This window comes from Nonomuraea sp. NPDC049269 (assembly GCF_043197155.1).
Taxonomy (GTDB): domain Bacteria; phylum Actinomycetota; class Actinomycetes; order Streptosporangiales; family Streptosporangiaceae; genus Nonomuraea.
This window is the reverse complement of record NZ_JBICSO010000007.1, coordinates 501,510-524,199: the sequence shown is the minus strand read 5'-3', so window position 1 is coordinate 524,199 and position 22,690 is coordinate 501,510. Positions and strand designations below refer to the sequence as shown.

The window sequence follows — 22,690 nt, the reverse complement described above, 5'->3', positions numbered from 1 at the left end:
TTGACTCCTGTCGAGTACCGGTTCTAGCGTGGTCGCAGCGTATCTCTCTCCAAGGGTGTCAGGGGTTTCTGTGGGTGCACATCGCCGTATCGTGCTGATCGCGATAGCGGGTGCGCTGATCATCTCCACCTCCGCGCCCCTGGTCCGGCTGTCGGGGGTCTCGCCGGCCACCTCGGCGTTCTTCCGGTGCGCGTACGCGCTGCCGCCGATGCTGGTGCTGGCCTGGTTCGAACGGCGGAAGCTGGGCCCCCTGCCTGCCCGCAGCCGCAACCTGGCGTGGCTGGCGGGCGTGCTGTTCGCGTTCGACCTGCTGTTCTGGCACCAAGCTATCAAGTACGTGGGCGCGGGGCTGGCGACCGTGCTGGGGAACCTACAGGTCTTCATCGTGGCCTTCGCGGCGTGGGCGCTCTTCCGCGAGCGGCCGTCGAACCGGCTGATGCGGGCCACCCCGGTGGTGTTCGCCGGAGTGGTGCTGATCTCGGGGGTCTTCGACAGCGCCGCATATGGGGCGAACCCGGTGCTCGGAGTGGTGACGGGGGTGGCCACCTCGATCTCGTACGCGGCGTTCCTGCTGGTGTTGAAGGGTGGCTCGGGGCGTACGGTCGGGCCGTTGGCGCACGCCACCGTCGTGGCCACGCTCGCGATGGCCGCGCTGAGCCCGGTGTTCGGGGGCGCCGACTTCGTGCCGAGCTGGCCGGCGCACGGCTGGCTGCTGCTGCTCGCGCTCGGGCCGCAGGTGATCGGCTGGACGCTGATCTCGTTCTCGCTGCCCAGGCAGCCCGCCGCGCTCACCGCGTTGCTCCTGCTCATCCAGCCCATGACGACGGTCGCGCTGTCGGCCGTGCTGCTCGGTGAGCACCCGTCGCCGTTCCAGCTCGCCGGGTGCGCGGTGATCGTGCTGGGAGTGCTGTACGGCTCGCGTCGTGCTCAGCCCGCCCGTACCGAGGCCGAACAGACCGAGCAGGTGCCGAACACCTCGACCGTGTGAGTGATCTCGGTGAAGCCGTGCTCGGAGCCGACCGTCTCCGCCCAGCGTTCGACGGCGGGACCGGCCACCTCGACCGTCCGGCCGCAGCGGCGGCACACCAGGTGGTGATGGTGGTCGCCGCTGGCGCACGCGCGGTAGACGGACTCGCCGTCGTCGGTGCGCAGCACGTCGACGAGGCCGCCGTCGGCCAGCGCCTGGAGCGCCCGGTAGACCGTGGTCAGGCCGATCTTGGCGCCGTGGGCGCGCATCTCGGCGTAGACGTCCTGCGCGCTGCGGAAACCATCGCTCTGGCGGAGCGTGTCGTGCACGGCGTCACGTCTCGTGGACATCATCGTGTGACCTCCTCGACGCGCATGCTGGATCGCTCGCTCACTGTGGACTCCCGGGGTCGGCCTCGCCGTACGAACTTACCGACACCGAGCGCCAGGACGAAGCCGCAGAGGGCAAGAAGAACGATCGCGGCGCCCGGCGGCACCCTGGCGGACAGCGTCGAGCTGAGCAGCCCGCCCACCGCCGCGACGACGCCGAACAGCATGGCCAGCCCCATCGTCGAGCGGAACCCTCTGGTGAGCTGCTGACTGGTCGCCACCGGGATCACCATCAGCGCGCTGACCAGCAGCAACCCGACCACGCGCATGGCGATGACCACGGTCAGCGCGGCCGTGACGGCGATCAGCAGGCTGAGGAAGCGCACCGGCAGGCCACTGGCGCGGGCCATCTCCTCGTCCTGGCAGAGCACGAACAGCTCCCTGCCGAAGATCACGACCACCGCGATCACCGCGACGGCCAGCGCGCCGATGATCCAGATGTCCTGGGTGGTGACGCTGGCGATGGCGCCGAACAGGTACGAGTTCAGCTTGGCGTTGCTGCCACCCGGCGCGATGCCCATGAGCATGACGCCGCCCGCGATGCCGCCGTAGAACAGCAGCGCCAGAGCCACGTCGCCGCTGGTACGCCCGCGCGCCCGGACCAGCTCGATGGCCACGGCGCCGATGACCGACACGGCCACGGCCGTGAGCACGGGCGCGGTGCCGGTCAGGAAGCCCAGCGCGACGCCGGTCAGCGCCACGTGCCCGATGCCGTCGCCGAGCAGGGCGAGCCTGCGCTGGACGATGAACGTGCCGACAGCGGGTGCGCAGAGCCCCACCAGCAGGGCCGCGATGAGCGCGAGCTGGAAGAACTGCTTGTCCAACAGCTCGATCATGACTCTCCCTGCCATCCGGAAAGGGGTCCCGCGGCCGCCTCGGCGGCGTGCGGGTGTACGTGTTCGTGTCCCGGTCGCGCGCAGTCGCCCTCGGGCCGCGGCGGCCTTCCGTCGTGCGCGATCCGGCCCTCGCGGACCACCACGCCGCGGGTGATGAGCGGCTCGAGCGGGCCGAGCTCGTGGGCGACGAGCACGATGGTCTTGCCGTTCAGCACCAGCGTGGCCAGCGTGTCGGCGAGCAACTGCTGGGTGTCCGCGTCGACGCCGGCGGTGGGTTCGTCCATCACGTACGTGTCGGGCTCGCCCGCCAGCGCGCGGGCGATCAGCACCCGCTGCTGCTGGCCGCCGGACAGCGACTGCACCGGATCGCCCGCCCGGTCGGACAGCCCGACGGCCTCCAGCGCGCTCGCCGCCGCCGCCTTGTCCTCGGGGCTGGTACGGCGCAGCCGGCTCTGCCTGGCGATGCGGCCGGAGGTCACGACCTCGCGGACCGTGGCGGGCACCCCGCCGCCGACGGCCAGGCGCTGCGGCACGTAGCCGATGCGCCACCACTCGCGGAACTTCGCGGGCGGCGTGCCGTACACCAGGGTCTGGCCGCCCGAGAGCGGGGTGAGGCCCAGCAGGGTGCGGACCAGCGTGGACTTGCCGGAGCCGTTGGCGCCCATGACGGCGACGACCTCGCCGGGGCAGACCGTGAGGTCGATGCCGCGCAGGATGTCCCGCCGGTCCAGGCTCACCCGGCCGCCGGTCATGGAGAAGGCGCTGTCGCTCATGCCGGGCACCCCAATGCGCTCTGCAGAGTCTTCAGGTTGGCGCGCATGGCCGACAGGTAGTCGCCCGGCGGCTTGCTCTCCAGCGGGTCGAGCACCGCCGTCTTCGCGCCGATCTCCTTGGCGAGCACTTCGGCGACCTTGGGGCTGACCAGGGATTCGGTGAAGATCGTGGTCGCCTTCTCGTCCTTGGCCAGCTTGGCGACCTCGGCGATGCGGGCGGGGGAGGGCTCGGTCTCCGGGTCGAGGGTGATGCCGATCTGCTTGAGGTGATAGCGGTCGGCCAGGTAACCGAACGCCTGGTGGCTGGTGACCAGCGTCTTGGTCGCGCAGGTGGTCAGGCCCTTGGCGTACTCCTGGTCGAGTGTCCCCAGCGCGCCCGCCGTCTTGACCGCGCGGTCCCGGTAGCCCTGGGCGTGCGCGGGGTCGATGGCGGCCAGCCGCTCGCCGAGCTTGGCGGCGACGGTGGCCAGGCGGGACGGGTCCAGCCAGAGGTGCGGGTCGTACGCGATGTCGTGGCCTTCCTCGTGCTCGCTCGCGGGGAGGGTCTTGACGGCGGTGGCGACGTCGAAGCTCGTGTCCTGGGCGACCGCGTCGTCCACGGCCGGCTGGACGCCCTTGATGTAGACGGTCAGCGCCGCGTCCTCAAGCTGGGCCACCTGGTGCGCGCCGAGCTCCAGGTCGTGCGGTTCGACACCGGGGGCGGTCAGCACGGACACGTTCACGTCGGAGCCGCCGACCTGCTCGGTGAGCCACTGGAGCGGGTAGAAGGCGGCGATCACGGCGGGCTTGCCGTCCTTGGCCGTGTCCGCGGCGCCGGAGCCGGAGCAGGCGGCGGTCATCAGGGTGGTCGCGAGGATTGCAGCACTGATTCGGGGCGTTCGGGACATCACGCCACCGATTATGGGGAAAATGAAAATGATTGTCAAAATCTATGGCTAAAACACTCCGAACCGGTCGGCGGCAAGGACCAGGAGGAAGGCCAGCATCACGACCCGCAGCAACCGCCCGCCGACGCTCAGCGACGGCCAGGACAGGTACGCCAGCCAGCCCACGAACGCCAGCACCGGCAGCACCGCCACGCCGCCCAGCCAGTTGTTCACGGCGAACCCGGCCAGCAGGAGCACCACCAGCGCGGCGGGCGCCGCCCACTTGGGCACCTGCGTGTACAGGAACGCCAGCGGGGTCGCGCTGCGCTCCTCGACGGACTTGCGCAGGCCGGTCGCGCCGGGCGTGAAGAACTGCTCGCCGGCGGGGAGCGGTCGCCGGGGATTCTTGCGGCGGTTGTCTTTGGAGGCCACGCGCCGAGCCTAGCGCCGCCGGAATCGGCCGGTGGGTGTGAGCAGGCCAGGGGCTGGAATTGCCCAGCGGTGCGTAATCGTCTGACATCCTGGTGTGCGTGCTCGCCGTAATCCGTTACACCGTCCCAGAGTCCCAGTCCCAAGACTTCGTCAAGCAAGGCCATGTCATCCTCCAGACACTGGCCGACCAGCCCGGATTCCTGCGCGGCCGGTTGGCCCGCTCGGTCGACGAGCCCAATCTGTGGGCGCTGGTCAGTGAGTGGGAGGGCGCCGGTTTCTACCGCAGAGCCCTGTCCGCGGCGCGGATGGCGATGTATCCCCTGATGATCCTCATGGTCAACGAACCGAGTGCGTTCGAGGACGTTTACCTACAAGACGGCGAGTAGAAATACTCGCGCGCGAGGGCTCCCGGGCGTCCCCTAAGCTGGGAGCTCATCCAATTCCCTCGCCGACCTCCAGCCGGAAAGAGACGCAACCAAAATGGCACGACGCACAGACGTCATGGACACGATCGTCAGCCTCGCCAAACGCCGCGGGCTCGTTTACCCGTCGAGCGAGATCTACGGCGGACTGCGCGCATCGTGGGACTACGGTCCCCTGGGCGTCGAGCTGAAGAACAACGTCAAGCGGCAGTGGTGGCTTTCGATGGTCCAGTCGCGCGACGACGTGGTGGGCCTCGACTCCTGCGTCATCCTGGCCCGCGAGGTCTGGCAGGCCAGCGGCCACGTGGAGACCTTCACCGACCCGCTGACCGAGTGCCAGTCGTGCCACAAGCGCTACCGCGCCGACCATCTCCTTGAGGCGTACGAGGAGAAGAACGGCAAGGCGCCCGAGAACGGCCTGGCCGACATCACCTGCCCCAACTGCGGCAACAAGGGCGCCTTCACCGACCCGAAGCAGTTCAGCGGCCTGCTCAAGACCTACCTCGGCCCGGTCGAGGACGAGTCCGGCCTGGCCTACCTGCGCCCGGAGACCGCGCAGGGCATCTTCATCAACTACCTCAACGTGCAGCAGTCGGCGCGCAAGAAGATCCCGTTCGGCATCGGCCAGGTCGGCAAGTCCTTCCGCAACGAGATCACGCCGGGCAACTTCATCTTCCGCACCCGCGAGTTCGAGCAGATGGAGATGGAGTTCTTCGTCAAGCCGGGCAGCGACGAGGAGTGGCACCAGTACTGGATCGACGAGCGCTTCCGCTGGTACTCCGATCTGGGCATCAACAAGGACAATCTCCGGCTCTACGAGCACCCCAAGGAGAAGCTGTCCCACTACTCCAAGCGCACGGTCGACGTCGAATACCGCTTCAACTTCGCGGGCGGCGAGTGGGGTGAGCTCGAAGGCATCGCCAACCGCACCGACTTCGACCTGACCGCCCACTCCAAGGCGTCGGGCGTCGACCTGAGCTTCTTCGAGCAGGACACGGGCGAGCGCTACGTGCCCTACGTCATCGAGCCGGCGGCGGGTGTCGACCGGGCCACGCTGACGTTCCTGCTCGACGCCTACACCGAGGACGAGGCGCCCAACGCCAAGGGCGTCATGGAGAAGCGCACGGTCATGCGGCTCGACCACCGGCTCGCCCCGGTCAAGGCCGCGGTGCTGCCGCTGTCCCGCAACGCCGACCTGTCGCCGAAGGCCCGCGACCTGGCCGCGCAGCTGCGCCGGCGGTGGAACGTCGAGTTCGACGACGCGGGCGCGATCGGCCGGCGCTACCGGCGCCAGGACGAGATCGGCACGCCGTTCTGCATCACGGTCGACTTCGACACTCTTGAGGACCAGGCGGTCACGATCCGCGAGCGCGACTCGATGGCCCAGGAGCGCATCTCCCTCGACGCGGTCGACTCTTACCTCCGCCAGCACCTTAACGACTGATTTTCTTTTACGGCCAGCATGGGCCAGCCCCACCCTCCGTGCGGGGCTGGCCTCCCTCCAGGGGCACGCTCCTGCGGTTTACGGGGCTGGGCGCCGTGACGTGCGCATTCTTGACCCCGTTCGCGGTCTTTCGGGACCGTGGGCGGGGTCGATGTCGTTATGCCGGAGGGCGTCTACCAGGTCAGGACAGGTGGTCCCCGAACCAGTCCAGGACCCGTTGGTACGCCTGCGCGGCGGCCTTGGCGTTGTAGCGCGGGCCCGTGTCGTTGAAGAAGGCATGGTTCACGCCCGGGAAGGTCACGATCTCGTGGGGGAGGCCGGCCTTTTCCAGGGCGGCCTTGGCGGCGTCCCTGCTGGCGTTGACGCGGTTGTCCTGCTCCGCGTAGATGGCCAGGACGGCGGCCTTGGTGCCCGTGAAGTCGGCGTGGTCGGGGAGCGGGCCGTAGAAGGGTGCGGCGGCGGCCAGGCGGGGTTCGGCCGACGACAGCAGGAGCCAGGTCATGCCGCCGCCGAAGCAGAAGCCGATCACGCCCAGCTTCGCGCCGTTCGCCCGATTGGTCAGCTCTCCCAAGCCTGCCTTCATGTCGGCGACGAAGCGTTCGGGCGGGATCTCGCCCAGCTTGGCGGTGGCCTGCGCGGAGTCGGCGAACGAGGCGGTGCCGCCCTCACGTGACAGCAGGTCGATCGCCAGGGCCGAGTAGCCGCTGGCGGCGAGCCGGCCGGCCACCGAGCGGATGTGGTCGGTGAGGCCGCGGTTCTCGTGGATGACCAGGACGGCGCCCTTCGGGTCCGCGGCTGCGGCCCAGGCGCCCTGCAGTGTCGTCCCCTCGGGGCCGGGAAAGGTGATGGGCCGCGTGGGCAGGGGCGATGGGCCGGCCGGGGAGGCGGATGTGGCTGGTGTGCCGGCAGGATCGGACGATGCCGCCGGGGCGCCGGATGAGGCCGCCGGAGCGGCTCCGGATGAGGTCGCTGACGTGCCGCGAGCCGGCTCCGGTGGCGCGCCGCAGGCGGTGAGCAGGGCGCTGGCGGCGGGCAGGGCGATGCCGAGGAGGCCCAGTCGGCGCAGCGCTTCGCGACGTGGGATGAGGCCGTCCGCGTGGTCGATGGCCACCTCTTCCGCGAGGTAGCGCTGGATGGGCGTCATGTCGGGAGATGTACCCCTCTCCAGCGAAAGACCGGGCAAAAGATTGAGCGGCGGGCGCGACCCCTGCACACAGCCAGGTGATGGCGTGTGGATTCAGCGGCGGGCGCGGCTTCTGCACGCGGCCAGCGTGATGGCGTACACGATCGGGGGCAGGATGAAGATCGCGATGCGCAGGCCGTACACGATCCAGGTGTAGGTCTCGTGCGGTGCGGTGAGGAGGGGCGTCGGCGCGTTCGGGCTCGGTGGGGTCTCCGAGACCCATGTCCCGGCCCACAGCACCGTGAAGAAGGTGATCACCGCCGCGCCGAGGGCGGTGCGGACGGGGGCGTGCGAGGGGCGGTCCAGCAGGTTGTGCACGCGGCGATCCTTGGTGAAGCGGCGTTCCAGGAACGGGTAGAGGAACAGGACCGTGAAGAAGGCCGCCAGGACCAGCATCGGGATCCAGAGACCGACCTGGAGGACGAAGCCGCCGATCGTGATCTCCCAGGGCGGCGTCAGGCGTAGCGCGCCTTCCAGAACGCCGTAATACCAGAACGGCTGGGCCGACGGTGGCCAGCCGCCGGGCTGGTACGGCCCGTGCTCCCACACCGGGTTGACCTGGACGAAGGTGGCCAGCAGTGCCACGACGGCCATCGTGAACATGGTGGTGGCGCCGTTCTTGACGATGAAGTACGGGAAGAACGGGCCGCCCGTGACCCGCGTCTCGTCCGACGTCGGGGTGCGGTGATCGGTGTGCTTCTGCCGCCAGGTCAGGACGATCCCGTGCAGCGGTATGAGCGCCAGCAGGATGCCCGGCACCAGCAGTACGTGCGTCACGAAGATGCGCGGGATGACCTGGCCGGGGAAGCCGCCGTCGAAGACGAACGCCGACAGGTAGCCGCCGACGAGCGGGATCGACAGCAGCAGGCCCTGCGCCTCCCGCAGGCCGGTCATGGCGAGTTGGTCGGCGGGCAGCGAGACGCCCAGGAACGACTCGAACAGCGCCAGCCCGAACAGCACCACCCCGGTCATCCAGCTCAGCTCGCGCGGCTTGCGGAAGGCGGCGGTGAAGAAGACGCGGAACAGGTGGGCCACGATCGACAGCACGAAGATCGTCGCCGCCCAGTGGTGCATCTGGCGCACCAGCAGGCCGCCCCTGACGTCCAGGCTGATCTCGCGCACCGAGGTGAAGGCCACATCGGGGTTGGGTTTGTAGAACAGGGTCAGGAAGGTGCCCGTCAGGACGAGCAGGACGAACGAGTATAGGGCGAACTCGCCGAGCAGGAACGACCAGTGGCTCGGGAAGAGCTTGCGGAGATTCGGGCGGAGCCAGTGGGCCAGGCCGAGGCGCTCGTCCAGGAAGTTCGCGAAGCCCTGCGCGGCCTTGGCCGGTCCGGCGACCGCGCGGACGCGACGCTGTGGCTTGGTAGGAGTGGCCATCGGGCGCCTCCTGCTAGACGGTGATCCGATTGTATCATCCGGATCTTTCCAGGAATTGGTATAAACCAATTGGTATAAACCAATTCCTGGCTAAACAGAATATTAATTGGATTAGACCGGTTATGTGCCCTTCACCAGGTGAAACGTTGACTTAACGGGTGAGTGCAGTTTCATCATGATTATCGCCGGTAGAGTCCGGAGCAGAGGCGTTGATTGGAGCTGTGGTGGCCAAGTACGTTTACGACTTCACCGAGGGCAACAAGGATCTCAAGGATCTTCTCGGAGGCAAGGGAGCAAACCTTGCCGAAATGACCAATCTCGGACTGCCCGTTCCTCCCGGGTTCACGATCACCTCCGAGGCGTGCCGCCACTACCTGGCCGAGGGCGCGGTCCCCGACGGCCTGGAGCGGGAGGTGTCCGAGCACTTGGGCGCGATGGAGAAGCGGATGGGCAAGGCGCTCGGCCAGGCCGACGACCCGCTGCTCGTCAGCGTCCGCTCCGGCGCCAAGTTCTCGATGCCCGGGATGATGGAGACGGTCCTCAACATCGGGCTGAACGACGAGTCCGTCCACGGCCTGGCCAAGCAGGCCGGCGGCAACGACCGCTTCGCCTGGGACTCCTACCGCAGGCTCATCCAGATGTTCGGCAAGACCGTGCTCGGCATCGACGGCGAGCTGTTCGAGCACGCGCTCGAGACGCTGAAGGGCGACCGGCAGGACACCGACCTCGACGCGGCCGAGCTGCAGGGCCTGGTCGAGACGTTCAAGGGCATCGTGCGCGACCAGACCGGCAAGGACTTCCCCGCCGACCCGCGCGAGCAGATGCGGCTGGCCGTCATGGCCGTGTTCGACTCGTGGAACGCCCCGCGCGCCATCCTCTACCGCCGCCAGGAACGCATCCCCGCCGACCTCGGCACCGCGGTCAACATCGTGGCCATGGTCTTCGGCAACGTCGGCAACGACTCGGGCACCGGCGTCGCCTTCACCCGCGACCCCGGCTCCGGCCAGCAGGGCATCTACGGCGACTACCTGCAGAACGCCCAGGGCGAGGACGTCGTCGCCGGCATCCGCAACACGATCCCGCTCCAGGAGCTGGAACGCCTCGACAAGAGCTCCTACGACGAGCTCCTGCGGATCATGGAGACGCTGGAGAACCACTACCGCGACCTGTGCGACATCGAGTTCACGATCGAGCGCGGCAAGCTCTGGATGCTGCAGACCAGAGTCGGCAAGCGCACCGCCGGCGCCGCGTTCTGCATCGCCACCCAGCTCGTCGACCAGGGCCTCATCACGCTCGACGAGGCCGTCACGCGGGTGACGGGCGACCAGTTGGTCCAGCTGATGTTCCCGCGCTTCGACTCGGGCACCGAGAAGAAGAAGATCGCCAAGGGCATGAACGCCTCGCCGGGAGCCGCCGTCGGCAAGGTCGTGTTCTCCTCCGAGCGCGCCGTCGAGCTGGCCGACAAGGGTGAGGACGTCATCCTGGTGCGCCGCGAGACCAACCCGGACGACCTGTCCGGGATGATCGCCGCGCGCGGCATCCTGACCAGCCGCGGCGGCAAGACCTCGCACGCCGCCGTGGTCGCCCGCGGCATGGGCAAGACCTGCGTCTGCGGCGCCGAGGAGCTGGAGGTGTCGGTCGCCGAGCGCAGGTTCACCGCGCCGGGCGACGTCGTGGTCAACGAGGGCGACGTCATCTCCATCGACGGCACCACCGGCGAGGTCTTCCTCGGCGAGGTGCCCGTGGTGGACTCGGCCGTGGTCGAGTACTTCGAGGGCCGGGAGCCCGACGACGACCTGGTCCGGGCCGTGGACCGGATCATGCGGCGGGCCGACGAGGTGCGCCGGCTGGGCGTGCGGGCCAACGCCGACACCGCCGAGGACGCGGCCAGGGCGCGCCGCTTCGGCGGCGAGGGGATCGGGCTGTGCCGTACCGAGCACATGTTCCTGGGCGAGCGCCGGCAGCTCGTCGAGGACCTGGTGCTGGCGTCCGGCGACGCGGAGCGCCAGGCGGCTCTGGACGCGCTGGAGCCGCTCCAGAAGGCGGACTTCGTCGAGATATTTCGGGCTATGGGCGGTCAGCCGGTGACCGTGCGGCTCATCGATCCGCCCCTGCACGAGTTCCTGCCCGACATCGTGGACCTGTCGGTCAAGGCGGCGACCGGCGAGACCTCGGACAAGCAGCGCGACCTGCTGGCCGCCGTCAAGCGGCTGCACGAGGAGAATCCCATGCTCGGCCTGCGCGGTGTACGGCTCGGGCTGGTCATTCCCGGCCTGTTCGCCATGCAGGTACGCGCCATCGCCCAGGCGGCCAAGGACGTGCCGGGAGCCAAGCCGGAGATCATGATCCCGCTCGTCGCCGCCGTACAGGAGCTGGAGGCCGTCCGTGAGGAGGCCGCCGGGATCCTCGCGGACCTCGGTGTCGACGCCCTGGTCGGCACCATGATCGAGACGCCCAGGGCGGCGCTCACCGCAGGGCAGGTCGCCGAGGCCGCGCAGTTCTTCTCCTTCGGCACCAACGACCTGACCCAGATGACCTGGGGCTTCTCCCGCGACGACGTCGAGGCGGCGTTCTTCTCGCGCTACCTGGAGCTGGGCATCTTCGGCGTCTCCCCGTTCGAGACCCTCGACCGTGACGGCGTCGGCCGGCTGGTCAGGATCGCGGTCGAGGAGGGCCGCAAGGCGCGCCCGGACCTCAAGCTCGGCATCTGCGGCGAGCACGGCGGCGACCCCGACTCGGTGCACTTCTGCCACGAGGCCGGGCTCGACTACGTCTCCTGCTCGCCGTTCCGCATCCCGGTCGCCCGCCTGGAGGCCGGCCGCGCGGCCCTGGCGGAGTGCGACTCGGACACCCGGTGAGGAACACCCGCTGAGGAACGCCCGCTAGACGGCCGCCTCGGCCTGTTCCAGCGTGGCAGGCACGTAGTCGTGACGCATGCCCAGGTCGCCCAGCCACTTCCGGAGTCCGGGAACGGCGGACGGGTTGGCCGCGACCTGGGCCGCGTACTCCGACAGCGCCACCTCCTCGCCGTCGTCGAACAGCAGCCGCGCCGGGCCCGCCCACGACAGCGTCCACCGGGCCTGGCCGTGCTGGATCAGCACCGCTTCCAGTGCCTGCCCGAGCACCCCGGCCAGCAGCGTCTCGGACGGTTTCCAGCCCAGCTCGCGCAGCTTCTCCTCCAGCTCGGGGCGCCGGTCCCTGGCGATCGCCTCGAAGGCCGCGTCGAGGTACGGCCGGGCGGCGCCCAGCACCCGCTGACCGGCCAGCGCCAGGTCGTTCAGCGCTTCGGCGTTGCGGGCGGCGTACATGCCCTGGGAGATCAGCTCCTCCCACGACACCGGCCGCAGCCCCGTGAGCGCCTCCGGTGTCCACATCGACTGCTCTACCGCCTGCACCGCCACGTTCGCGTCACGCAGCATGGTGAGGGCCGAGCGGGGGTCGGGCACGTGCTCCGGCTCGGGCAGCAGCTCGATGGCGGCCAGCCGCTCGCTCAGGCTCGGGTGCGAGTCGTAGAGGGAGGTCTCCTCCGGCTGCTCGCCGAGCTTGGCCACCTCGGCCTGCCTGGCCGGGTCGCTCATCAGCGCGTGGAACCCGCCGAACACGGCCGCGGGCCGGTTGCCGCCCACACCGGTCATCGACAGGTAGCCGGCGGCGTAGATGTCCCAGGCGGCCGCCGTGCCGTGGATCTTGCGCAGCGCCTCCGACATCGCCTGGCGCCCGCCGATGCCCACCGCGAACCGGTCGGCCTCCAGCTCCTGCCTGCGCGACACGCCCTGGGAGACGAGCAGGTAGAGCTTGGCGTAGTACGCGAACAGGCGCTGGATGAACGGGTGGTTGCCGAGCCCCTGAACGGTCGCGATCAGCGACACCCGGCCCCGGTAGACCGGCGCGCCCAGGCGGGTGTGGGCGCCGCTGTAGTGGCCCAGCTCGTGGCCGAGCACCGCGCGCATCTCGTCGACCGTGAGGGTCTGCAGCAGCGGCAGCCCGATGTACATGCGCCGCCTGGTGGCCTTCATGCCGAGGAAGCGGGTGTCCTCCGACACGGCCGCGTTGACCTCGGGCACCAGGCGGATCTCGTCGGGTGGCGCCGTACGGACGCGCTGGGACAGGTCTTCGACCACCTGCCAGAGGGCGGGCTCGTGCTCGCGGGTGACCAGCACGCCCGGCTGCTCGCCGTCCTTGCGGCGGCTGACCATGATCAGGGCGCGGACGAGCGCGCCCGCCGCCAGGGTCAGGGGGACCGCGAGCTTGAGCGCGTTGACATGGAAGTCCACCAGCAGCAGCACGTCGAAGAAGACGGCCGCCGCCAGGATGAGGCCGACGAGCACGTAAAAACCGGCGAGCAGGCCGAAGGCCAGCACCGCCCGGAACGCAGTGGTCATGGAGGAGGGCTCCCGGGGAAGGGGGTTCTCGCGAGGGTTGACACTAGCGGAGACCGGAAACTGGATAAAATCACAGCTCTTATGGCCCGCTACGACGAGCACGACCAGGCACGCTGGGTGCCGGAACCTCCCGGCAACCCGGAGCGGAGCGCGTTCGAGCGCGACCGCGCCCGAGTCCTCCACAGCTCCGCGCTCCGCAGACTGGCCGCCAAGACGCAGGTGGTGGGGCCCGGCGAGACCCTCGGCGGCGGCCAGCACATCCCGCGCACCCGGCTCACCCACTCGCTCGAATGCGCCCAGGTCGGCAGGGAGATGGGCGCGACGCTCGGCGTCGACCCCGACCTGGTGGAGACGGCCTGCCTGGCGCACGACCTGGGCCATCCGCCGTTCGGCCACAACGGCGAGGTGGCGCTCAACCAGCTGTCCACCTCGTGCGGCGGCTTCGAGGGCAACGCGCAGAGCCTGCGCCTGCTCACCCGGCTGGAGGCCAAGGTCCTCACCGAGGACGGCGGCAGCGCCGGGCTCAACCTGACCAGGGCCGCGCTCGACGCGTCCATCAAATACCCGTGGACCTGCGACAGGTCACCGAAGTTCGGGGTCTACGACGACGACCTGCCGGTCTTCGAGTGGATCAGGGACGGCGCGCCCGAAGGCCGGGTCAGCTTCGAGGCGCAGATCATGGACTGGGCCGACGACGTCGCCTACTCCGTCCACGACCTGGAGGACGCGCTGCACTCCGGCCACGTCACGCCCGAGGCGCTGCTGTCGGCCGGCGAGCGCCGCCAGGTCTGCGAGACCGCCCGCACCTGGTACGCGCCCGGCGCCGACCTGGCCGAGCTCGAAGCCGTCTTCGCCGGGTTGCTCGCCACCCCGCTCTGGCCGCGCCGCTTCGAGGCCACCTTCGCTGACCTGGCCGGGCTCAAGGCGCTGACGAGCGGCCTCATCGGCCGCTTCTGCCGCTCCGCCGAGACCGCCACCAAGGACGCCTACGCCTCGCGGCACCGCGCGGAGCTCGTCGTGCCGTCGGCCACGCGGCTGGAGTGCGCGCTGCTCAAGGGCATCACCGCCCACTACGTGATGACCACCGAGGACCACCACGCCAACCAGGCCAGGCAGCGCGAACTCATCTCCGAGCTGGCCTCCCTGATCACACTCGGCGCGCCCGCCACCCTGGAGCCCGCCTTCAGGCCCTCCTACCTCGACGCGCCCAACGACGCCGCTCGCGTCCGGGTGGTCATCGACCAGATCGCCTCCCTCACCGACACGTCGGCCGTCGCCTGGCACAAGCGTCTTTCCGGATGACCCCCGGCGGGCGGATACTGCGCCCATGGCTACATATGTGATCGTCGGCGCGGGCCTGGCGGGGGCCAAGGCGGCGCAGACGTTGCGCGAAGAAGGCTCAGGCGACCAGATCGTCCTGATCGGCGCGGAGTCCGAACGCCCTTACGAACGACCGCCCCTGTCGAAGGAATACCTGCTGGGCAAGAGCGAGCGGGAGAAGATCTTCGTCCACGGCGCCGACTGGTACGCCGACAATGACGTGGATCTCCGGACCGGCCTGCGGGTCACGCGTGTCGACCTCGACGAGCACGCGGTCAGGTTCGCCGACGGCTCGCGCCAGCCGTATGACAAGCTGCTGATCGCGACGGGGGCGACGCCGAGGCGGCTGCCCGGCCCCGCCCTCTACCTGCGCACGGTCGGGGACAGCGAGGCGCTCAAGGCCCGCTTCGCCGACGCCGAGCGGGTGATCGTCGTCGGCGCGGGCTGGATCGGCCTGGAGACCGCCGCGGCCGCCCGCAAGGCCGGGTGCGAGGTCACGATCGTCGAACCCGACCCCACGCCGCTGTATCGGCCGCTCGGACCCGAACTCGGCGAGGTCTTCGCCCGGCTGCACCGGCGCAACGGCGTCGACCTGCGCACCGGTACCGGCGCCGCGGAGATCACCGAGACCGGCGTGCGGCTCAGCTCCGGCGAGCGCCTGGCCGCCGACCTGGTGGTCGTCGGCATCGGCGCGGCGCCCGAGGTCGGCCTGGCCCGCGACGCCGGACTGGACGTCGGCAGCGGCATCCTGACGGACGCCGCCCTGCGTACCTCGCATCCCGACGTGTTCGCCGCGGGCGATGTCGCCGAGGCGTTCCACCCGCTGTACGGCCAGCGCATCCGGGTCGAACACTGGGCCAACGCGCTCAACGGCGGCCCCGTGGCGGCCCGGTCCATGCTGGGCCAGGACGTCACCTACGACCGCCTGCCGTACTTCTACACCGACCAGTACGACCTGGGCATGGAGTTCACCGGCGACATCCAGGGCTATGACGAGGTCGTCTACCGGGGTTCGGTCCCCGACCAGGAGTTCGTCGCCTTCTGGCTGCGCGAGGGCAAGGTCGTCGCCGGCATGAACGTCAACGTCTGGGATGTCATCGACGAGATCAAGCAGCTCATCCGCTCCGGTGTGACCGTGGACCCGAAGGAGCTCACGCCGGATCGGTGATGATGATCGGGGTCTGAGACGGCTTGGCGCCGGTCTTCTTCTTCTTTTTCTTCTTGGTGGTGGTGGTCGGTTCCGGCGCCTGCTTCGACGCGCACTGGACCGAGCAGGGCGGCGTCTCGCCCACCCGGCCGCGCAGCTTCAGCGTCTCCTCCTTCGGCGACAGCGTCTTGTTGCCGGACTCCCAGGCTTCGAGGTAGGTCCAGGGGTTCACCATGCCCCGGCGCACCCACCAGTAGGCGGGGCCGGTCTTCCAGGAGATCGCGAAGTACAGGTTCGGGGCGGTGATGCCGGCGTTGCCGGAGTTGCCGACCCGGCCGAGCGTCTGCCCGACCTTCACCTTCACGCCCGGTTTGAGGCCGTCGGCCACGGTGTCGAGATGGCCGCCGAGGTAGCGGACGCCGTCCTCGCCGATGATCGTGACGTAGCGGCCCTCACGGGCGGCGCCCACGTCGGTGGCGGACGACCACCTGTTCAGGGTGTTGACCTCGTCGACCACGCCGTCGACGGGCGACACGAAGGCGCATCCCTTGGCCGCCCAGATCGTCGTCTTCGGGAGTACGAGGAGCTTGCGCTCGTAGGTCGTCTTGCAGCCCTGGACGGGGAAGGAGTAGGTGTACTTCGACACCTTCGGCGGCGGGATCTTGGTCGGATCCTCGCCCTGGGGCGGCGTGTCGGCCGACTGGGCGTCGCCCGACGGGATGGTGCCGGTGACGGACGGGCTGGCGCTCGCCGTGGCCGCGGCCGATGACTGCGCGCTGACGCCCGCCACACCGGTGGCCGGCGAGCACGCGCTCGCCAGAAGCGCGGCGCCCGCTAAAGCCGCCCATCGTCCGAGATGCCCCGCTCGCATGATCTCCACCCGTGTCGATGTTCCACCGCAAACATTTACCTTTGTAGCCGACCGGGGACGTGCTACCGACATATTTCCCCCTTTCGCGACTCGACGGTGACATCCCCTTATCACCAGGTCACCGTTACCTTACGGAGGGCAGTCATGAGCCCGGGTGGGGCCGGTTGTCGTAGCGCGGGAATAGACTCACCGGCGTGGCTGGCCGGATCCGTGACGTCGACATCGCGCTCGTTCGTGAGCGATCACCCATCGCCGATGTGATCGGCGAGCACATCCAGTTGCGCAACGCGGGGGGCGGCAACCTCAAGGGGTTGTGCCCGTTCCACGATGAGAAGAGCCCGTCTTTCAACGTGACGCCCGAGCGCGGCATGTACTTCTGCTTCGGCTGCAGTGAGGGCGGCGACGTCATCACGTTCGTCGAGAAGATCGAGCACCTGACGTTCGGCGAGGCGGTCGAGCGGCTGGCGCAGCGGGCCGGCATCCAGCTGCAGTACGAGCAGGGCGGCTACATGCCGCGGCGCGACCTCGGCGAGCGGGCCCGGCTGATCGAGGCGCACAAGGCCGCCGCCGAGTTCTACGTCGACAAGCTGCTCGGCCCGGACGCCGCGCCCGGGCGGCGGTTCCTGTCGGAGCGGGGGTTCGAGCGGGCCGACGCCGAGATGTTCGGCGTGGGTTACGCGCCCAACGAGTGGGAGGCGCTGGCCCGGCATCTCATGGGGCGCGGCTTCACCGCCGAGGAGATCGTCAAGGGCGGGCTGGCCAAGGAGGGGCGGCGCGGGCCGATCGACCGGTTCCGCGGGCGGCTGATCTGGCCGATCCGTGATGCTACGGGCGACGTGATCGGGTTCGGGGCGCGCAAGCTGCTCGACTCCGATGACGGGCCGAAATATCTCAACACCCCTGATTCCCCGCTCTACAAGAAGAGCCAGGTGCTCTACGGCATCGACCTGGCCAAGCGGGAGATCTCCAAGCGGTCCCAGGCGGTGATCGTCGAGGGCTACACCGACGTCATGGCCTGCCACCTGGCGGGGGTGCCGACGGCGGTCGCCACCTGCGGCACGTCGTTCGGCGAGGAGCACATCAAGATCCTGCGGCGCTTCCTGCTCGACCAGGCGGAGTTCCGCGGCGAGGTGATCTTCACCTTCGACGGCGACGCGGCCGGGCAGAAGGCGGCGCTGCGGGCGTTCGCCGACGAGCAGAAGTTCGTCACCCAGACCTACGTGGCCGTGCAGCCCGACGGGCTCGACCCGTGCGACCTGCGCGTCAAGCAGGGCGACGCGGCCGTGCGCGACCTGATCGCCAGCCGCGAGCCGCTGTTCCAGTTCGCCATCCGCAGCACGATCAGCCGTTACGACCTGCGCAGCAACGAGGGCAAGATCGCCGCGCTCGACGCGGCGGCGCCGATCGTGGCCGGGATCAAGGACGTCGGCCTGCGCAAGCGCTACGCGATCGACCTCGACCGGTGGCTCGGCTTCATGGACGAGCGGTTCGTCATGCAGCGCATCGCCGAGGTCGGCGGGGCCCAGCAGGGCCGCCCGCAGCGGGCGCCGAAGTCCGCGCCCGTCGATCCCAACGTGCGGGTCGAGGGCGAGCTGCTCAAACTGGCCATCCAACGGCCCGCGCTGCTCGGCCCCCGCTTCGACGCGCTCGACCCGCGGGCGTTCACCGCGCCCGACCACGTCCTCGTGCACCAGGTGATCACCGCGGCGGGAGGCGCCGCGTCGGCCGGCCACGGCGGCCGGGAGTGGGTCGACCGGCTCCTGGAGCAGTGTCACGACGACGTGACGCGGGCGCTGGTGACCCGGTTCGCGGTCGAGGCGATCCGGGCCGACTCGCACACCGAGGAGCGCTACGGGGCGGCCATGCTGGCCGCGATCGAGGCCATCGCGGTCGACCGGGCGATCGCTCAGGTCAAGTCGCGCATCCAGCGGCTCAACCCGGTGGAGGAGCAGCAGGACTACAACCGGCTGTTCGGCGAATTGGTGGCGCTGGAGCAGCAGCGCAGGGTCCTCCGGGACCGGGCCGCGGGCAGCTGAGGGTTTTCGGCGGGGATGTGAGCATCCGCCTTGCCCACGGTGCCGGCCGCGAATGGGGCTCCGTAACGGCTTGTTCAAGAGCTGCCGAGCAGAAGATGTCGGGAACTTGTTGAATCCAGATGACGGTGGCGGAATCCTTCACGAGCCCCGCCGGACCTCGGAGTTAAGCGGCATCCGGGCAGGCTGCGCCATGCGACCGGCGACAACCCCGGGCCGGACGCGTCTTACTCGACCGCGTAATTGACTTTACTTTCCTGATCAAAGTCCCGCCAAACCTTTAAGTGATCTCGTTTTGGTAAGGGTCACGGCCTTACCTTCGGTTACAAAAATGGGTCTGCCATTTTACGGAACCAATACTGCAGACTGTGTCCCGTGGGTGCATCGGTACTGCCAAGTGGACCGCCATCCGTAGATCAAGTGGCGGACCTCGTCGCGAAGGGAAGGGAGCGCGGAAGCGTAACCGTCGATGACGTCGCAGCCGCGCTTGACCGCTCAGAGCTCCCGTCCGACGCGTTGGAACGCGTCGTGCGGATGCTCGCGGAGAACGGCGTGGAGGTTCTCGAACCCCAGGGAGAGGAAGAGACCACCCGCGCCGACGAGGAAGACGTAGGCAAGCGGGCCCCGACCAGCGATCTTGTCCGTATCTACCTGCGGGAGATCGGCCGGGTGCCTCTGCTCACAGCCGAAGAGGAGGTGGAGCTCGCCAAGTCGATCGAAGCCGGTCTGTTCGCCGAGGACAAGCTGGCCAGTGGCGTATCGCGGCTGGCCTTCCCTGAGTTCAGGGAGCTCGTCTGGCAGGGAACCCGGGCGAAACAACGCCTCATCGAGGCGAATCTCAGGCTCGTCGTCTCGATCGCCAAACGTTATGTGGGTCGTGGAATGCTCTTCCTGGACCTCATCCAGGAAGGCAACCTCGGGCTCATCCGCGCGGTCGAGAAGTTCGACTACACCAAGGGATACAAGTTCTCCACTTATGCCACGTGGTGGATCCGGCAGGCGATCACGCGGGCGATAGCCGACCAGGCGCGCACCATTCGCATTCCGGTGCACATGGTGGAGACGATCAACAAGCTCGTCAGAGTGCAGCGGCAGCTCCACCAGGACCTGGGCCGTGAGCCCGCGCCCGAGGAGATCGCCAAGGAGATGGATCTCCCGGTCGATCGTGTGGTGGAGATCCAGCGCATCGCCCAGGAGCCGGTGTCACTGCAGTCGCCGATCGGTGAGGAAGACTCCGACCTCGGCGACTTCATCGAGGACGCCGACGCGGTCGTGCCCATGGAGGCGGCGGCCTTCATCATGCTGCAGGACCAGCTCGACGACATCCTGGCGACGCTGTCGGACCGCGAGCAGCGCATCATCCAGCTCCGCTTCGGCCTGGCCGACGGGCATCCGCGCACGCTGGAGGAGGTGGGCAGGGAGTTCGGCGTCACCAGGGAGCGCATCCGGCAGATCGAGTCGAAGACGCTGGCCAAGCTCCGCCACCCGACCAGGGCGCAGATGCTGCGGGACTATCTGGATTGAGATGTTCAACCGTTCGAGCTGGTGACCTGCCGATCCGGTAGGTCACCAGCTCTGGTTCTGGCTCATTCGTGGTGGGGCGCGAGCCGGCTGCGCCGCGCCGCCGCCGCGCTCGCCGCGTCCGGGCACGAGGTCGTCGGATACGACCCCCGGAACACTCCGACGCCCGAGGGCGTCACCCGGGCCGAGGTCGCCAGGCAACTCGCCGGTGACGGCGAGGCGGTCATCGAGCGGTTCCTGACCGGCACCCGGAAGCATGCCGTACGGCGAGCGCACGAGATGCACGACACAGGCGCCTACCTCGCTGACCTCGGCGTGCCGGCCGAGATGACCCGCGCCACCGAGCAGGCCCTGCGCCGGTTCGCCACGCAGGGGGCTGAACGTTCTCTCGCCGGGGAGGCACATCACGGGGGTGGGGCGAGTCGGCCGGCGGGCCGGGATCCTCCCCGGCCCGCCGTTCTCATGAACTCTTACGAACAGCCCTCGAACTGCGGGACCGCGATGGTGCTGAGGTTCAGGCCGGCCTTGCCGAACCACTTGTGGAGCAGCTTCGAGGCCGTCCCGTCCTGGTACATGGTGGTGATCGCCCGGTTGACCGCCTCACAGCCCGCGACGTCGCCCTTGTGCATGCCGACCCCGGTCCGCTGCTCGTTGAACTGGGCGTTGACCAGGCGCAGCCCGCTGCCGTCCTTGATGGCCAGCCCGGCCAGGATGACGTCGTTGGTGGTGATCGCGTCCACCCGGCGATCCTTGAGCGCCGCCAGGCAGGCCGCGTAGTCGCTCACCGGGACCACCTGCGCGGCCACCTTGCGCTCCTCCACGACCCGCTGCGCCGCGTTCGAGCCCGCCACCTGGCAGATCTTGCGGCCCTTGAGGTCGCGGACGTTCCCGATCGACGGCTCGTCCGGTCGTACCAGGATGTCCTGGTAGGAGATGTGGTACGGCCCGGCGAACAGGACCTTCGACTTGCGGTCCTGGCTGATCGTGTACGTCGCCAGCACGAGGTCGGCCTTGCCGTCGACCAGGACCTTCTCCCGATCGGCCGCCAGCACCGGGATGAACTCGAAGTCCTTGCCGAGCTTCTGGGCGATGTAGCGGGCCACGTCCACGTCGAAGCCCTCGAAGGTGCCGTCGGCCTTGCGCGCGCCGACCGACGGCAGGTCGGTACGGACCCCGATGACGATCTTGTCCTTGGACTCGATCGACTCCGAGCCGCCCATGCCGCACCCCCCGGCGAGCAGCGCCGTCAGGACCAGCACCGCGGGTAGCAGCCGCTTCATCGATACTCCTTGAGCCGTGGCCACACCCCGGCGATGACCAGCAGGCCGAGGCCGCCGATCGCGAACGGGAGCAGCCGCCACAGATTGTCGAGCGCGCTCTCGCCGGCGTCCGTGGCCCGCTTGAACACGGCCTCATGCTGCTCGGCGAGGTTCAGCAGCGCCTTGTCGTAGGCGTCGAAGGACTCGCGGACCGTCCCCAGCCTGGCCGACACGGCCTCACTGGCCTGACCGCTGGCGGCCAGGGCGCGGAACTTGGCGTCGGCGTCCTGGAAGCGGGTGTACGCGTCGAGCGCCCGCTCGCCGTCGCTGCCGCCGAGCTCGGTGCCCAGCAGGCCGAGGAAGTGCTTGGCGCCCTGCGCCACCTTGGCCTGGTAGCCGTCGAGGTTGCCCGCCTCCAGGTAGATCACCGACTGCGACTTGTCGAGGAAGGTGTGCTCGTAGGTGTCGGCCCGGCCCTTGTCGAGCAGGAACCGGCTCTGGTCGCCGTGCAGGCTGTTGCTGATCGCGCGGGCCCTGGCCAGCGTGAGCACCGAGTCGAAGCCGTCGGCCTTGGCGGTGCGCAGCTCTCGCAGGTCCCGGCCGAGCACGTTCACCCCGGCGACCAGCGCGACGATGGTCACGACGGTCGCGGCCAGCAGCGCCGGCCCGAACACCCGGCGGAAGCGCCGCGCCAGGAAGACCTGCAGCCAGATCAGGCAGCCCAGCGCCAGCAGCCCGGCCACGATCACCGCCAACCGTACGGCAGGCACCATGACGCTCTTCTCGTCATAGGTGCGCCGCACGATCGTGCCGCTCTCCAGCGTCAGGTTGTAGGCCTGGGGGAGCAGGACCAGCCGCATCAGGTCGGTGGCCTGCCGGTACACCTCGACCACCTTCTGCGGCGGCGGCCCGGCCGGGTGATCGGCCTGGGTGTCGAGCAGCAGCGCCTGCCCGGCCAGCCGTTCGTAGCGGCCGAGGCCGTCGAGCACGGACTGGACGGTCTGCCGCTCGGCGGGGTTGTCGCCGGACAGCTCGAACGCCTTCAGCAGCGCCTGGTTGGCCTCGGAGCGCCGCCGTTCGTACTGGGCGATCGCGGCCTGGCGCTGTGTGCCGTACTCCTTGCCCATCAGCAGCGCGTCGGCGACCTGCGCGTCCATGTCGCTCAGCCCGAGGTACAGGCCGGCGGTGGCGACGACCTGCGGGCCCGCGTCGCGGCCGATCACCGTCAGCCCGTCGCGCGCGCTCGTGCTGCCGACCGCCAGCGCGGCGAAGAGCAGCGCCAGGGAGGCCACGGTGATGCCGGAGATGACCCGGATCCGGCCCGGCACGCTCCGGCGCTCCGGAGCCGGGGTCCCCGGCGGGGCCGGCACGGCCTGACCGGGCCGACCGGCCTGGACGATGGTCATGGCGCCCCCTCGTGGCTGGTGACGGCGGTCCCTGTGACGGCGGTCCCTGTGACGGCGGT

At 69.4% G+C, this 22,690-nt stretch carries 19 protein-coding genes and 1 pseudogene; 9 read left to right on the top strand and 11 right to left on the bottom strand.

Going from position 1 to position 22,690, the window contains the following annotated elements; all coding sequences use genetic code 11:
* The first annotated feature begins 91 nt into the window (after window positions 1-91).
* Entirely contained in the window at window positions 92-988 is an 897-nt protein-coding gene (locus ACGFNP_RS37980; protein ID WP_393327074.1) for a DMT family transporter, read from the top strand.
* Here the strand turns inward: ACGFNP_RS37980 and ACGFNP_RS37975 are convergent.
* From ACGFNP_RS37975 to ACGFNP_RS37955, 5 genes are read right to left on the bottom strand one after another with little or no spacing between them, the layout of a single operon-like run.
* Window positions 928-1,317 carry a Fur family transcriptional regulator gene (locus ACGFNP_RS37975; protein WP_393327071.1) on the bottom strand — a complete coding sequence of 130 codons (390 nt, stop codon included), beginning with the start codon at window positions 1,315-1,317 and terminating at the stop codon, window positions 928-930. The two genes, ACGFNP_RS37980 and ACGFNP_RS37975, sit on opposite strands and share 61 nt — an antisense overlap.
* On the bottom strand, window positions 1,317-2,192 hold the full coding sequence (locus tag ACGFNP_RS37970) for a metal ABC transporter permease (RefSeq protein ID WP_393327068.1): 876 nt from the start codon (window positions 2,190-2,192) through the stop codon (window positions 1,317-1,319). Before ACGFNP_RS37970 ends, ACGFNP_RS37975 begins: the two co-directional genes overlap by 1 nt.
* A complete protein-coding gene (locus ACGFNP_RS37965) occupies window positions 2,189-2,965 on the bottom strand; it encodes a metal ABC transporter ATP-binding protein (RefSeq protein ID WP_393327065.1) in 777 nt (258 codons plus the stop codon). Before ACGFNP_RS37965 ends, ACGFNP_RS37970 begins: the two co-directional genes overlap by 4 nt.
* Complete coding sequence (locus ACGFNP_RS37960) at window positions 2,962-3,852, bottom strand: metal ABC transporter substrate-binding protein (protein WP_393327512.1); 891 nt, start codon at window positions 3,850-3,852, stop codon at window positions 2,962-2,964. Before ACGFNP_RS37960 ends, ACGFNP_RS37965 begins: the two co-directional genes overlap by 4 nt.
* A gap of 48 nt (window positions 3,853-3,900) precedes the next feature.
* Window positions 3,901-4,263, bottom strand: coding sequence for a DUF6703 family protein (locus tag ACGFNP_RS37955; RefSeq protein WP_358317696.1), 363 nt, complete (start codon window positions 4,261-4,263; stop codon window positions 3,901-3,903).
* Between the two features lie 98 nt (window positions 4,264-4,361).
* On the opposite strand from ACGFNP_RS37955, the gene ACGFNP_RS37950 reads away from it, so the two are divergent.
* Both ACGFNP_RS37950 and ACGFNP_RS37945 read left to right on the top strand, forming a co-directional pair.
* Window positions 4,362-4,649 carry an antibiotic biosynthesis monooxygenase family protein gene (locus ACGFNP_RS37950; RefSeq protein ID WP_214638288.1) on the top strand — a complete coding sequence of 96 codons (288 nt, stop codon included), beginning with the start codon at window positions 4,362-4,364 and terminating at the stop codon, window positions 4,647-4,649.
* A 94-nt stretch (window positions 4,650-4,743) separates the two neighbouring features.
* Window positions 4,744-6,129, top strand: a complete 1,386-nt coding sequence (locus ACGFNP_RS37945) for a glycine--tRNA ligase (protein WP_219527437.1) — start codon at window positions 4,744-4,746, stop codon at window positions 6,127-6,129.
* Window positions 6,130-6,310: 181 nt separating this feature from the next.
* Here ACGFNP_RS37945 and ACGFNP_RS37940 read toward each other — a convergent pair whose 3' ends face one another.
* Entirely contained in the window at window positions 6,311-7,273 is a 963-nt protein-coding gene (locus tag ACGFNP_RS37940) for a dienelactone hydrolase family protein (protein WP_393327060.1), read from the bottom strand.
* 93 nt (window positions 7,274-7,366) lie between these two features.
* Window positions 7,367-8,692: a cytochrome bc complex cytochrome b subunit gene (locus tag ACGFNP_RS37935; protein ID WP_393327057.1), complete on the bottom strand. Its 1,326-nt coding sequence runs from the start codon at window positions 8,690-8,692 to the stop codon at window positions 7,367-7,369.
* Window positions 8,693-8,916: 224 nt separating this feature from the next.
* Here ACGFNP_RS37935 and ppdK point away from each other — a divergent pair, with 224 nt between their 5' ends.
* Entirely contained in the window at window positions 8,917-11,550 is a 2,634-nt protein-coding gene (gene ppdK / locus ACGFNP_RS37930) for a pyruvate, phosphate dikinase (protein WP_358317704.1), read from the top strand.
* 24 nt (window positions 11,551-11,574) lie between these two features.
* Here the strand turns inward: ppdK and ACGFNP_RS37925 are convergent, their stop codons facing one another.
* Window positions 11,575-13,074 (bottom strand): M48 family metallopeptidase, encoded by a 1,500-nt coding sequence (locus ACGFNP_RS37925; protein WP_358317706.1) that lies wholly within the window; start codon window positions 13,072-13,074, stop codon window positions 11,575-11,577.
* 81 nt (window positions 13,075-13,155) lie between these two features.
* On the opposite strand from ACGFNP_RS37925, the gene ACGFNP_RS37920 reads away from it, so the two are divergent.
* Window positions 13,156-14,376, top strand: a complete 1,221-nt coding sequence (locus tag ACGFNP_RS37920; protein ID WP_393327053.1) for a deoxyguanosinetriphosphate triphosphohydrolase — start codon at window positions 13,156-13,158, stop codon at window positions 14,374-14,376.
* A 25-nt stretch (window positions 14,377-14,401) separates the two neighbouring features.
* Complete coding sequence (locus tag ACGFNP_RS37915; RefSeq protein WP_393327050.1) at window positions 14,402-15,562, top strand: NAD(P)/FAD-dependent oxidoreductase; 1,161 nt, start codon at window positions 14,402-14,404, stop codon at window positions 15,560-15,562.
* Here the strand turns inward: ACGFNP_RS37915 and ACGFNP_RS37910 are convergent.
* Window positions 15,546-16,412 carry a M23 family metallopeptidase gene (locus ACGFNP_RS37910; RefSeq protein WP_393327047.1) on the bottom strand — a complete coding sequence of 289 codons (867 nt, stop codon included), beginning with the start codon at window positions 16,410-16,412 and terminating at the stop codon, window positions 15,546-15,548. The genes ACGFNP_RS37915 and ACGFNP_RS37910 overlap by 17 nt on opposite strands.
* Window positions 16,413-16,606: 194 nt before the next feature.
* On the opposite strand from ACGFNP_RS37910, the gene dnaG reads away from it, so the two are divergent.
* From dnaG to ACGFNP_RS37895, 3 genes and pseudogenes are all read left to right on the top strand, one after another.
* Entirely contained in the window at window positions 16,607-18,448 is a 1,842-nt protein-coding gene (gene dnaG / locus ACGFNP_RS37905) for a DNA primase (RefSeq protein ID WP_358317714.1), read from the top strand.
* A gap of 417 nt (window positions 18,449-18,865) precedes the next feature.
* Window positions 18,866-19,969 (top strand): RNA polymerase sigma factor RpoD, encoded by a 1,104-nt coding sequence (rpoD, locus tag ACGFNP_RS37900; protein ID WP_214638280.1) that lies wholly within the window; start codon window positions 18,866-18,868, stop codon window positions 19,967-19,969.
* 21 nt (window positions 19,970-19,990) lie between these two features.
* Window positions 19,991-20,266 (top strand): annotated as a pseudogene (locus ACGFNP_RS37895) (hypothetical protein); the annotation flags it as partial.
* Between the two features lie 170 nt (window positions 20,267-20,436).
* Here ACGFNP_RS37895 and ACGFNP_RS37890 read toward each other — a convergent pair.
* Together ACGFNP_RS37890 and ACGFNP_RS37885 are read right to left on the bottom strand one after the other, a co-directional pair.
* On the bottom strand, window positions 20,437-21,246 hold the full coding sequence (locus tag ACGFNP_RS37890) for a glutamate ABC transporter substrate-binding protein (RefSeq protein ID WP_358317718.1): 810 nt from the start codon (window positions 21,244-21,246) through the stop codon (window positions 20,437-20,439).
* On the bottom strand, window positions 21,243-22,631 hold the full coding sequence (locus ACGFNP_RS37885) for a hypothetical protein (RefSeq protein WP_358317720.1): 1,389 nt from the start codon (window positions 22,629-22,631) through the stop codon (window positions 21,243-21,245). The genes ACGFNP_RS37890 and ACGFNP_RS37885 overlap by 4 nt, the downstream gene beginning before the upstream one ends.
* Window positions 22,632-22,690 lie beyond the last annotated feature (59 nt).

What these genes read in the sequence shown, in the direction of transcription:
- ACGFNP_RS37975 (WP_393327071.1), bottom strand. Translation starts at nt 1,317, where the DNA reads ATGTCCACGAGACGTGACGCCGTGCACGACACGCTCCGCCAGAGCGAT.
- ACGFNP_RS37970 (WP_393327068.1), bottom strand. Translation starts at nt 2,192, where the DNA reads ATGATCGAGCTGTTGGACAAGCAGTTCTTCCAGCTCGCGCTCATCGCG.
- ACGFNP_RS37965 (WP_393327065.1), bottom strand. Translation starts at nt 2,965, where the DNA reads ATGAGCGACAGCGCCTTCTCCATGACCGGCGGCCGGGTGAGCCTGGAC.
- ACGFNP_RS37960 (WP_393327512.1), bottom strand. Translation starts at nt 3,852, where the DNA reads ATGTCCCGAACGCCCCGAATCAGTGCTGCAATCCTCGCGACCACCCTG.
- ACGFNP_RS37945 (WP_219527437.1), top strand. Translation starts at nt 4,744, where the DNA reads ATGGCACGACGCACAGACGTCATGGACACGATCGTCAGCCTCGCCAAA.
- ACGFNP_RS37940 (WP_393327060.1), bottom strand. Translation starts at nt 7,273, where the DNA reads ATGACGCCCATCCAGCGCTACCTCGCGGAAGAGGTGGCCATCGACCAC.
- ACGFNP_RS37935 (WP_393327057.1), bottom strand. Translation starts at nt 8,692, where the DNA reads ATGGCCACTCCTACCAAGCCACAGCGTCGCGTCCGCGCGGTCGCCGGA.
- ACGFNP_RS37925 (WP_358317706.1), bottom strand. Translation starts at nt 13,074, where the DNA reads ATGACCACTGCGTTCCGGGCGGTGCTGGCCTTCGGCCTGCTCGCCGGT.
- ACGFNP_RS37920 (WP_393327053.1), top strand. Translation starts at nt 13,156, where the DNA reads ATGGCCCGCTACGACGAGCACGACCAGGCACGCTGGGTGCCGGAACCT.
- ACGFNP_RS37915 (WP_393327050.1), top strand. Translation starts at nt 14,402, where the DNA reads ATGGCTACATATGTGATCGTCGGCGCGGGCCTGGCGGGGGCCAAGGCG.
- ACGFNP_RS37910 (WP_393327047.1), bottom strand. Translation starts at nt 16,412, where the DNA reads ATGCGAGCGGGGCATCTCGGACGATGGGCGGCTTTAGCGGGCGCCGCG.
- ACGFNP_RS37890 (WP_358317718.1), bottom strand. Translation starts at nt 21,246, where the DNA reads ATGAAGCGGCTGCTACCCGCGGTGCTGGTCCTGACGGCGCTGCTCGCC.
- ACGFNP_RS37885 (WP_358317720.1), bottom strand. Translation starts at nt 22,631, where the DNA reads ATGACCATCGTCCAGGCCGGTCGGCCCGGTCAGGCCGTGCCGGCCCCG.